Source organism: Janibacter anophelis NBRC 107843 (assembly GCF_001570945.1).
GTDB lineage: Bacteria > Actinomycetota > Actinomycetes > Actinomycetales > Dermatophilaceae > Janibacter > Janibacter anophelis.
Genome location: NZ_BCSQ01000038.1, coordinates 24,805 through 34,521, shown reverse-complemented (window position 1 = coordinate 34,521; position 9,717 = coordinate 24,805). Strand labels below are relative to the sequence as shown.

11 protein-coding genes are annotated in these 9,717 nt (G+C 73.1%); 7 read left to right on the top strand and 4 right to left on the bottom strand.

Features of this window, described 5'->3' with window-relative positions:
• Positions 1-330 (bottom strand): hypothetical protein (locus tag JAN01S_RS11020; RefSeq protein WP_157075707.1); only part of this gene is annotated, 330 nt, incomplete at its 3' end.
• 197 nt (positions 331-527) lie between these two features.
• On the opposite strand from JAN01S_RS11020, the gene JAN01S_RS11015 reads away from it, so the two are divergent.
• The 5 genes from JAN01S_RS11015 to JAN01S_RS10995 are packed head-to-tail and all read left to right on the top strand — an operon-like array spanning position 528 to position 4,414.
• On the top strand, positions 528-932 hold the full coding sequence (locus JAN01S_RS11015; RefSeq protein ID WP_068318027.1) for a globin: 405 nt from the start codon (positions 528-530) through the stop codon (positions 930-932).
• Positions 929-2,662 carry a glycoside hydrolase family 13 protein gene (locus JAN01S_RS11010; RefSeq protein WP_084360179.1) on the top strand — a complete coding sequence of 578 codons (1,734 nt, stop codon included), beginning with the start codon at positions 929-931 and terminating at the stop codon, positions 2,660-2,662. Before JAN01S_RS11015 ends, JAN01S_RS11010 begins: the two co-directional genes overlap by 4 nt.
• A 1-nt stretch (position 2,663) precedes the next feature.
• Positions 2,664-3,215, top strand: coding sequence for a dienelactone hydrolase family protein (locus tag JAN01S_RS11005; protein ID WP_068318023.1), 552 nt, complete (start codon positions 2,664-2,666; stop codon positions 3,213-3,215).
• Positions 3,216-3,252: 37 nt separating this feature from the next.
• Positions 3,253-3,597, top strand: a complete 345-nt coding sequence (locus JAN01S_RS11000; RefSeq protein WP_068318020.1) for a VOC family protein — start codon at positions 3,253-3,255, stop codon at positions 3,595-3,597.
• A 19-nt stretch (positions 3,598-3,616) separates the two neighbouring features.
• A complete protein-coding gene (locus JAN01S_RS10995; RefSeq protein ID WP_068318042.1) occupies positions 3,617-4,414 on the top strand; it encodes a glycerophosphodiester phosphodiesterase family protein in 798 nt (265 codons plus the stop codon).
• A gap of 6 nt (positions 4,415-4,420) precedes the next feature.
• On the opposite strand, the gene JAN01S_RS10990 is transcribed toward JAN01S_RS10995, so the two are convergent.
• The 3 genes from JAN01S_RS10990 to JAN01S_RS10980 are packed head-to-tail and all read right to left on the bottom strand — an operon-like array spanning position 4,421 to position 6,333.
• Positions 4,421-5,209 carry an inositol monophosphatase family protein gene (locus JAN01S_RS10990; RefSeq protein ID WP_068318017.1) on the bottom strand — a complete coding sequence of 263 codons (789 nt, stop codon included), beginning with the start codon at positions 5,207-5,209 and terminating at the stop codon, positions 4,421-4,423.
• A 42-nt stretch (positions 5,210-5,251) separates the two neighbouring features.
• Entirely contained in the window at positions 5,252-5,881 is a 630-nt protein-coding gene (locus JAN01S_RS10985) for a DUF8185 domain-containing protein (protein ID WP_068318015.1), read from the bottom strand.
• On the bottom strand, positions 5,878-6,333 hold the full coding sequence (locus JAN01S_RS10980) for an acyl-CoA thioesterase (protein ID WP_068318006.1): 456 nt from the start codon (positions 6,331-6,333) through the stop codon (positions 5,878-5,880). Before JAN01S_RS10980 ends, JAN01S_RS10985 begins: the two co-directional genes overlap by 4 nt.
• 88 nt (positions 6,334-6,421) lie before the next feature.
• On the opposite strand from JAN01S_RS10980, the gene JAN01S_RS10975 reads away from it, so the two are divergent.
• Positions 6,422-8,539, top strand: coding sequence for a RecQ family ATP-dependent DNA helicase (locus JAN01S_RS10975; protein ID WP_068318039.1), 2,118 nt, complete (start codon positions 6,422-6,424; stop codon positions 8,537-8,539).
• Between the two features lie 66 nt (positions 8,540-8,605).
• On the top strand, positions 8,606-9,568 hold the full coding sequence (locus tag JAN01S_RS10970; protein ID WP_068318003.1) for an acyl-CoA thioesterase: 963 nt from the start codon (positions 8,606-8,608) through the stop codon (positions 9,566-9,568).
• Positions 9,569-9,717: the final 149 nt, after the last annotated feature.

The window sequence follows — 9,717 nt, the reverse complement described above, 5'->3', positions numbered from 1 at the left end:
GCCGGTCCGGCCCACCCGAGCCTCCCGCGACGACAACTCACCGGCGGCCGCCCGCTCCGCCACATCGGCGTCCTGCCCGGCCACGAACGCGGCCGTCGCCCGAGCCTGCACCCCGGCCGCGGCGCCCTTGATCGACTCCAGCACCCCGATGACCTCGATCAGCTGCGCCGGCGCCAAGCCTTCGACCCCAGCCGTCGACAGGTCGGCCAACATCCCCGCCAACCGCTCCGGCAACGCCAGCCCACCTGCAGTCTCGGGCTGCTCGCCACCCGCGCAGGGCGCGGGGATTACCTGCTCGTCGACGGTGCTGGTGTCGGTCTGCTCGGTCATCGCGCTCCCCCTTCGCTCACTCCATTGTCGAACAGGTGTTCGAACAATTCAAGAGGGTGAGGACAACTTTTTTCGAGATCTGCGAGAGGTGGTCTCGAGGCTGCGCCCGCTGCGCGGACCCCGCACCTCAACCTGCGAGAACCACTCTCCTCCCCACCACCGACAACCCCCGCGCGGTCGCCTGCGAGACTGCAGGCATGTTCGCTCAGCCCGGTGATTCCTTCTACGAGCAGGTCGGGGGGCACGAGACCTTCGTGCGTCTCGTGCATGCCTTCTACGAGGGCGTGGCCCAGGACGAGACCCTGCGGGCCCTCTACCCCGAGGAGGACCTCGGCCCCGCGGAGGTGCGCCTGCGGATGTTCCTCGAGCAGTACTTCGGCGGGCCGACGACCTACAGCGAGCAGCGCGGGCACCCGCGGCTGCGGATGCGCCACGTCAACTACGCCGTGACGCCCGACCAGCGGGACCGCTGGATGCGGCACATGCTCGCGGCGATGGACACACTCGACCTGCCGGAGTCGCACGACGCGGCGATGCGCGACTACTTCCGCCGCGCCGCGGACATGCTCGTCAACGCCGACGACGAAGGGAACCGCCTGTGAGCGATCCGACGACGACCGCAGCTGCCGCCCCCTTCGCCACACAGGAGATCCACGCGGCCCAGCCCGCGGACTCGCCGTGGTGGCGCGACGCGGTGATCTACCAGATCTACCCGCGGTCGTGGGCCGACGGTGACGGCGACGGCATCGGCGACCTGCCCGGCATCACCTCACGACTGGACCACCTGCGCGACCTGGGGGTCGACGCGGTCTGGCTCTCTCCCTTCTACCGCTCGCCGCAGCGCGACGCGGGCTACGACGTCGCCGACCACCGCGACGTCGACCCGCTCTTCGGCACGCTCGCGGACGCCGACGCGATGGTCGCTCGCGCCCACGAGCTCGGCCTGCGCGTCGTCGTCGACCTCGTGCCCAACCACACCTCCTCGGACCACGCGTGGTTCCAGCAGGCGCTGGCCGCCGCGCCGGGCAGTCCCCAGCGCGAGCGGTACATCTTCCGCGACGGCCTCGGTGAGGACGGCTCCTTGCCGCCGACCGACTGGCAGGCCAACTTCGGCGGCGGCGCGTGGACCCGGGTCACCGAGGCCGACGGCACGCCCGGGCAGTGGTACCTGCACCTCTTCGACCCCTCCCAGCCCGACCTCAACTGGGACGACGCGCGGGTACGTGAGGACTTCGAGACCACGCTGCGCTTCTGGCTCGACCGCGGCGTCGACGGCTTCCGCGTCGACGTCGCGCACGGTCTGGTCAAGGACCCGACCTTCCCGCCCTTCGGCAAGCACCCGGGCGGGCTCATGGAGGTCACGCACGAGGCCCCGTACTGGGACCAGGACGGCGTGCACGAGATCTACCGCGGCTGGCGGGCGCTCCTCGACTCCTACGGCACGCCCGAGCGGATCCTGTGCGCCGAGGCCTGGGTCAACCCCGCGGACCGGCTGGCGCGCTACGTGCGCCCGGACGAGTTCCACCAGGCGTTCAACTTCGACTTCCTCGAGACCCGTTGGCGCGCAACGGATCTGCGCGAGGCCGTCCGTCGCTCACTGGCAGCCAACGACTCGGTCGGCGCGGTCTCGACGTGGGTCCTGAGCAACCACGACGTGCTACGGCACGCCAGCCGGTTCGGCCTGCCCGTGGACGGCGCCCGGCCCAACGGCATCGGGCCCGACGACCCACAGCCCGACGCCGAGCTCGGCCTGCGCCGCGCCCGCGCGGCCACCACCCTCATGCTCGCCCTGCCCGGGGGCGCGTACGTCTACCAGGGCGAGGAGCTGGGCCTGCCCGAGCACACGAGCCTGCCCGGCGAGGTCCGCCAGGATCCGACCTACCGGCGCACCGACGGCGTCGAGCTCGGCCGCGACGGGTGCCGCGTCCCCATGCCATGGACGAAGGGGGCGCCCGCCCTCGGCTTCAACGACACCGGCGCCGCGTGGTTGCCCCAGCCGGAGGCCTACTCGGACCTCGCCGTCGACGCGCAGACCGGGGTGGCGGGCTCGACGCTCGAGCTCTACCGCGCCCTGCTCGCGCTGCGTCGCGAGCGCCGGCTCGGGCTCGCCTCGCTCGCGGAGGTGCACGGGCTGGGTGACGACGTCATCGGGTACGTGCTCACCGCACCCGACGGCACCCGCACGCTCGTCCTGGCCAACCTCTCCTCCGAGCCGGTCGCGATCCCTGCGCAGGCCGACGTACTCGTCGCGTCCGGCGAGCTCGTCGCGTCCGGCGAGCTCGCCGACGGGTCACTGCCGACGGACACGGCCGTCTGGGCCCGGCTCGACTGACATGGCGACGATCCTGCTGCTCCACTCCGCGCTCGGGCTGCGCCCCGGAGTGCACGCCTTCGCCGACCTGCTGCGCGAGCGCGGGCACGAGGTCGAGGTGCCCGACTTCTACGAGGGGCACGTCTTCGATGCGGAGGGACCCGGCATCGCGCACCGCGACGCGCATCCCGAGTACTTCGACGGGGTGCGCGAGCTGGCCGCGAGCATGCCGCCCGAGACAGTGCTCGCCGGATTCTCCCTCGGGGCGTGGTTCGCCCAACGGCTAGCCTCCCGGCGCCCCCGAGCACGGGCCGCGATCCTGCTGCACTCCGTCGCCGCGCCACGGCACGAGTGGTCGGGCGTGCCCCTCCAGGTGCACCGGTACGCCGACGATCCGTGGATCTCGCCGGCAGACGTCCCGCGTCTCGGCGACGCAGTCGAGGCGAGCGGGGCTCCCTTCGAGGACCACGTGGCACCCGGCCACGGGCACCTCTTCACCGACCCCGACCTGCCGGGGTACGACGCGGATCTCACGGCCGCGACGGTCGAGCGGATCGACGCCTTCATCCGCTGACCCGGGCGCTGTCGGTGGTGGTCACTACGTTCGGCCCATGACCCTCATACTCGGCATGATCACGACCGACACGACCGACGCCACCACTCTCGGCCGCTGGTGGGCCGAGCAGACCGGCGGCACCGTCGTCGAGACCAATGACGGCTGGTTCGTCACGGTCCAGCTCCCCGGTGGTCCGATGCTCGCCTTCCAACGCGTCGAGGACCCCACGCCGGGCAAGAACCGTCTGCATCTCGACCTCGGAGCACCCGATCTGGACGCCGAGGTCCAGAGGCTGACGTCGGCCGGCGCGCAGGTCGTCGCGGAGCGGTCGATGGGGGACTTCCGGTGGGTGACGCTCACCGATCCGGACGGCAACGAGTTCTGCGTCGCCAACCACTGACGGGCGTAGCGTGGGCCCGGTGAGAGCCGCCTCGGACTTCGCCTACTTCGCCGATGCACCACCGATCGCCCTCGCCCACCGCGGCGGGTCGACGTATGCGCCCAATGTCGGCCGCGAGAACACGGTCGCCGCCTTCCGGGAAGCCGTCGACATGGGCTACCGCTACCTCGAGACCGACGTGCACGCGACGGCCGACGGGCATCTGGTCGCCTTCCACGACGACGTGCTCGACCGGGTGACCGACGCGCGCGGCGCCATCGCCGAGCTGCCGTGGTCGGCCGTGTCATCGGCGCGGATCAACGGCACCGACGCGGTGCCGACCATGGACGAGCTCCTGGAGACCTTCCCCGGGACCCGCTTCAACATCGACATCAAGGCACCGGGAGCCATCGAGCCGCTGGTCGCGGCGATCCGTCGCCATGACGCGATCGACCGGGTGTGCATCGGCTCCTTCGACGACGCGCGGTTGCGCCTGGTGCGGCGTGCGCTCGGGCCGCGCCTGGCCACCTCCGCCGGTCCGCGGGACGTCGCGATGAACCGGCTCCTGCCGCGCATCATCGCGAGGCTGCTGCGCTCACCCTCGCAGGCCCTGCAGATCCCGGTGACCCAACGCGTCGGGCGCGTCCCCGTCACCCTCGTCACCCCTCGTCTGGTGGCCAGCGCCCACGCCCTGGGCAAGCAGGTGCACGTGTGGACCATCGACGACGCCGACGAGATGCACCGACTGCTCGACCTCGGGGTCGACGGCATCGTCACGGACCGGATCGACACCCTGCGGGACGTCCTCGCGGAGCGGGGTCACCCCCTTCGTCCCTGACGGGGATCAGCCGCGCAGCGCCCCGATGACCTGCTCGACAGCGCTCGGACGCCCGGCCACGCTCCACAGGTGCCCGCGCACCTCGACCTGCTCGGCACGGCCGCCGACGGCGGTGACGAGCGCGGCGCCGGGGAGCCAGTCCCACTCGGGCACCGACTGCTGGGCCCAGACCCCGATGCGACCTGCTGCGACGGCCGCGAGGTCACACGACCCGGAGCCGAACATCCGCACCGTCGCCGCACCGGCGATCGCCGCTAGCCACGGCTCACGCAGGTCGTCGACGTGCAGGACGCCCGGGTGCAGGTAGGTCGCCATCGCGACCTCCTCGAGCGGCAGGTCGGCGAGCGTCCCGACCGGGGCGCCGTTGAGCGCGGTCGGGAGATCGCGACCGCCGACCCAGGCCTCGCCGACCGCGGGCTGGTGGACCGCCCCCAGGATGACCCCTTCGTCATCGCGCAGGGCGAGCGCGCTGCACCACGTGCCGAGCCCGGACAGGAAGTTGTACGTGCCGTCGACCGGGTCGATGACCCAGGTGCGACCGGAGCGAGAGGGCGCCTCGGCGCCTTCCTCCCCCACGATGCCGTCGTCCGGACGCAGCCGGCGCAGGGTGCCCTCGACGAGTTCCTCGGCGGCGTGGTCGGCCGCCGTGACGACGTCGGAGATCGAGGTCTTGGACCGCCCTTCGACACCGGCGGCGCGCATCCGGGCGGCGAGCTCGGCCGCGCTGCGGGTCAGCGCGAGGGCGAGGGTCGCGTCGTCGACATCGGTGGGCAGATCGGCGAGGTGGTCGTCCACGAGGCCCAGACTATGGGTGACGATCCGGGGACCGAAGGGGGGTCAGCGCGCCAGGACGAAGCCGCCCTCGGTCGCCACGCGCGTCCACGGCCCGGTTGTGTGGACGCTCGCCCGCGCGGCCGGGTCCGGGCGCAGGAACCCCAGCGCATGCAGGCCGAAGGCCGCGCCGGCCGGGACAGGCGGGACGGTGCGCGTCAGCCGCCCCCACACCCGCGAGCGCAGGTCGGCGACGGCCGCGGCCCCTGAGCCCTCGGGGGCGCCCTGCGCCACCTCGGCGACGCCGGCGCGCGCCGCCTCGAGCAGGGCGGAGTCGGCGACGAGGCCGACCGGCTCCCACCCGCCGCGGGGCGGGGTCAGCGCGCGCCACGTGGGCTGGGTGGTGACCGGAGGGTGCTCGATCCGGGTGCCGCCGCGGGCCAGGCGGTCGGTGACGGCAGCGATCGGGACCGTCGAGTCGAGCTCGGCGGGCTCGGCGAGGGCGAAGGTCCGCAGGCCGAGGACCAAGCCGCTGCTGCCCAGACCCCGTCCGGGGAGCACGCAGGTCCAGGCGGCGAGCACGGAGCCGACGGCCTGGAGCCGGACGTCGCCCTCGTCGTCGAGGCGTCGCGCGCGCGTGAGATAGGTGGTCAGGTCCGCCGCGCTCTCCGGGTCGGCCAGGTGCAGTGCGCTCATCGCCGCCGCCGCATCGCGACCGGCTCACCCAGCGCGGCGGTCAGGGCCGCTCGCTCGTCGGAGGTGAGCTTGCGCGGGCCCTGCGAGGCGAGGTCGAAGGCGACGAGCGTGGACTCCGCGCGCGCGTACAGGGCGTCGCCGTCACGGATCTCGTACCCCATGTCCCAGCTGGCGCCGCCGAGCTGGGTCACCCACATCTCGATGTCGATCGGCTCGGGGCGATAGGTCAGTTGCTCGAGGAACTCGATCTCCTGCCGCGCGAGCAGCACCCCCGAGCGCAGCATGCTGTCGCCGCCGGAGGCGTGGAACCACTCGCCGAAGGCCCGGATCCGCGCCTCCTCGAGCAGCCGGTGGTACTGCACGTTGTTGACGTGCCCGTAGGCGTCCATGTCGCCCCACCGCAGGACCACCTGCACCGTGAGCCTGGGGTGGGCAGGGGTCTCGCTCGTCATGTCCACATCCTCCCATCGTGGGCGCCCGTCGTCCCCAGCCGTCCCCGACGACCGGGCGTCGTCGGACCGCTCGCCTACGGTGGACGACATGAGCACCTCCCCCACGACGACCTTGGCCGACGATGCGACCGCGGTCCTGCGCCGGCTCGTCGGCCGCGACGACGTCACCTTCCGCGACGGCCAGCTCGAGGCGATCGAGGCGCTCGTCGGCGGGGGGCGTCGCGTCCTCGTCGTCCAGCGCACCGGGTGGGGCAAGTCGGCGGTCTACTTCGTCGCCTCCCGACTCCAGCGGGCGAAGGGGGCCGGCCCGGCCCTCATCGTCTCTCCTCTCCTCGCGCTGATGCGCGACCAGATCGCCGCGGCCGAGCGGGCGGGCGTCCGCGCGGTGTCGATGAACTCGGCCAACGCGCAGGAGTGGGACGACGTGCGCGGGCGGCTGGCCCGGGACGAGGTCGACGTCCTGCTCGTGAGCCCCGAGCGGCTGAACAACCCGCGCTTCCGCGCCGAGCAGTTGCCCGACCTCACCCGGCGCTGCGGCCTGCTCGTCGTCGACGAGGCCCACTGCGTGAGCGACTGGGGGCACGACTTCCGCCCCGACTACCGCCGGATCAAGGACCTGCTCGGCGAGCTGCCGCCCGGCACCCCGGTGCTCGCGACGACCGCCACGGCCAACGAGCGGGTCGTGCGCGACGTCGAGGAGCAGCTCGCGGCCGGCACCGACGACGAGGTGCTCACCGTGCGCGGCCCGCTCGCCCGCGACAGCCTGCGGCTCGCGGTGCTGCCCCGTGCGGGCACCGACCGGCACCTCGCCTGGCTCGCCACCCACCTCGGGCAGCTCGAGGGCAGCGGCATCGTCTACACGTTGACCGTGAGCGGCGCCGAGGACGTGGCCGCCGCCCTGCAGTCCGCGGGATACGAGGTGGCGGCCTACACGGGGCGCTCCGATGCCGAGGAGCGCGCCGCGATGGAGGAGTCGCTGCGCCACAACCGGGTCAAGGCGCTCGTCGCGACGAGCGCCCTCGGCATGGGCTTCGACAAGCCCGACCTCGGCTTCGTCGTCCACCTGGGTGCGCCCTCGTCGCCCGTGGCCTACTACCAGCAGGTCGGACGCGCTGGCCGCGCGACCGAGCGCGCCGACGTCGTGCTGCTGCCCGGCCACGACGACGTCTCGATCTGGAAGCACTTCGCCTCGGCCTCCATGCCCCGGGAGGACCAGGCCGCCGCGGTGCTCACGGCCCTCGCCGAGGCCGGTCGGCCCCTGTCGACCGCTGCCCTCGAGACGATCGTCGACATCCGGCGCACCCGGTTGGAGCTGCTGCTCAAGGTGCTCGACGTCGACGGCGCGGTGCAGCGGGTGAGCGGCGGCTGGGTCGGCACCGGGCAGCCGTGGGTCTACGACGCCGAGCGCTACGAGCGGGTCTCCGCGGCGCGCGAGACCGAGCAGCAACACATGCTCGAGTACATCTCCACCGACAGCTGCCGCATGGCCTTCCTCCAGCGCACCCTCGACGACGGGTCGGCCCGGGACTGCGGCCGGTGCGACCGCTGCGCCGGTCCCTGGATCGACGCTGACGTCCCGGAGGAGGCCCTCGGGTCGGCCCGCTCCACGCTCGACCGGGCCGGGGTCGACCTCGACCCGCGCGCGCAGTGGCCGACCGGCATGGACCGGCTCGGCGTCCCGGTCAGGGGCCGCATCCCCGCGGGCGAGGCGATGTCCCCCGGTCGAGCCCTGGCCCGCGTCACCGACCTGGGGTGGGGGCCACGGGTGCGCGAGCTGCTCGCCACCAACCAGCCCGTCCCCGAGGCGGCCGTGCGCGCCTGCGTGCGCGTGCTCGCCGAGTGGGGCTGGACGACGCGGCCGGTCGGCATCGTCACCGTCCCCTCCCGCTCGCGCCCCACGCTCATCACCTCGCTCGCCGAGCAGCTGGGCCAGGTCGGTCGCCTGCCGGTCCTGGGTTCGCTCGAGCCCGTCGACGGCGGCCCCGTGGGCGAGCCCGGTGGCAACTCCGCCTACCGGCTCTCGGGCGTCTGGGAGCGGCTCGTCGTCGGTCCGCAGCTCGCCCGGGCCCTGGCCGAGGTCCGCGGCCCGGTCCTGCTCGTCGACGACGTCGCCCACTCACGGTGGACCCTCACCGTCGCGGCCCGCGCCCTGAGGCAGGCCGGCGTGGAGGAGGTGCTCCCCTTCGTCCTCGGGCTCGACGGGTGACCGAGCGCGCGTCGACCGCGCCTCGTCGCCTAGAGTCTCGACGTTGACCACGAGCCGAGGAGCCCAATGACCGCCGAGTCGATCGAGCAGGCGCAGCGCATCGCGCTCAGCACCGCACTGGCGACCCTCGACCTCGAGGAGGTCGGTCACGCGACGATCCGCGTCGAGGGCCCCGAGGGAGTGGGTGAGCTCGGCGCGAGCGCCGCCGACGTCTACGAGGGCGAGAGCATCGCCATGCCGCACGGCCGCGTCTTCGGCGGCCAGGTCCTCGCCCAGGCGCTCGTCGCCGCCGGCCGCACGGTCCTGCCCGAGATGCCGCACCGCATGCCGCACTCGCTGCACGCCTACTTCATGCGCCCCGGCGACTCGAGCCTGCCGATCCGCTTCGCCGTCGAGCGGATGCGCGACGGCCGCTCCTTCTCGACCCGGCGGGTCCACGCCCTGCAGCACGGGCGGCCGATCCTGTCGATGACCGCCTCCTTCCAGGACCCCTCCGACGGGCTCGACCACCACCTCCCGATGCCCGACGTCCCCTCGCCCCACGACCTGCAGTCGATCTCCGACAAGTTCGCCGGCATCGACCACCCCCGGGCCCAGTACATCGCCAGCCGACCGGTCGACCACCGCTACGTCGACGGGGACATCATGGCGGTGCCCGCGCCGGAGCACGAGGGCCGCCAGCGCGTGTGGTTCCGCACGGTCGCACAGCTGCCGCATGACCAGCTGACCCGTTGCGCCGTCCTGGCCTTCGCCTCCGACTACACCCCGATCGACACCATGCTGCGGGCCCACGGCCTGACGTGGACCCAGCCCGGGCTGCGACCCGCAACCATCGACCACACGATCTGGTTCCACCGCCCCGTCGACCCGGGCGAGTGGCTCCTCTACGACCAGGAGTCGCCGTCCACGCGCTCCGGGCGTGGCCTCATGGTCGGCAAGGTGTTTTCCGAGGAGGGAGCCCTCGTCGCCACGATCGCCCAGGAGGCGATGGTGCGCATCAAGCCGACGTCCGGCGCGCCCACCTCCTGAGGATTCCTCCAAAACCCTTTTCGGGGGACCCTCACCGCGCGTGACCACGGCGATGCCATCGGTGCGACGACCAGCCGAACCCGCACCGAATCCCTGAAGAACCAAGGGATTTACGACAGCGACATGTTGCCCAATTCACGCGAGCACCG

What these genes read in the sequence shown, in the direction of transcription:
- JAN01S_RS11015 (WP_068318027.1), top strand. Translation starts at nt 528, where the DNA reads ATGTTCGCTCAGCCCGGTGATTCCTTCTACGAGCAGGTCGGGGGGCAC.
- JAN01S_RS11005 (WP_068318023.1), top strand. Translation starts at nt 2,664, where the DNA reads ATGGCGACGATCCTGCTGCTCCACTCCGCGCTCGGGCTGCGCCCCGGA.
- JAN01S_RS11000 (WP_068318020.1), top strand. Translation starts at nt 3,253, where the DNA reads ATGACCCTCATACTCGGCATGATCACGACCGACACGACCGACGCCACC.
- JAN01S_RS10985 (WP_068318015.1), bottom strand. Translation starts at nt 5,881, where the DNA reads ATGAGCGCACTGCACCTGGCCGACCCGGAGAGCGCGGCGGACCTGACC.
- JAN01S_RS10980 (WP_068318006.1), bottom strand. Translation starts at nt 6,333, where the DNA reads ATGACGAGCGAGACCCCTGCCCACCCCAGGCTCACGGTGCAGGTGGTC.
- JAN01S_RS10975 (WP_068318039.1), top strand. Translation starts at nt 6,422, where the DNA reads ATGAGCACCTCCCCCACGACGACCTTGGCCGACGATGCGACCGCGGTC.
- JAN01S_RS10970 (WP_068318003.1), top strand. Translation starts at nt 8,606, where the DNA reads ATGACCGCCGAGTCGATCGAGCAGGCGCAGCGCATCGCGCTCAGCACC.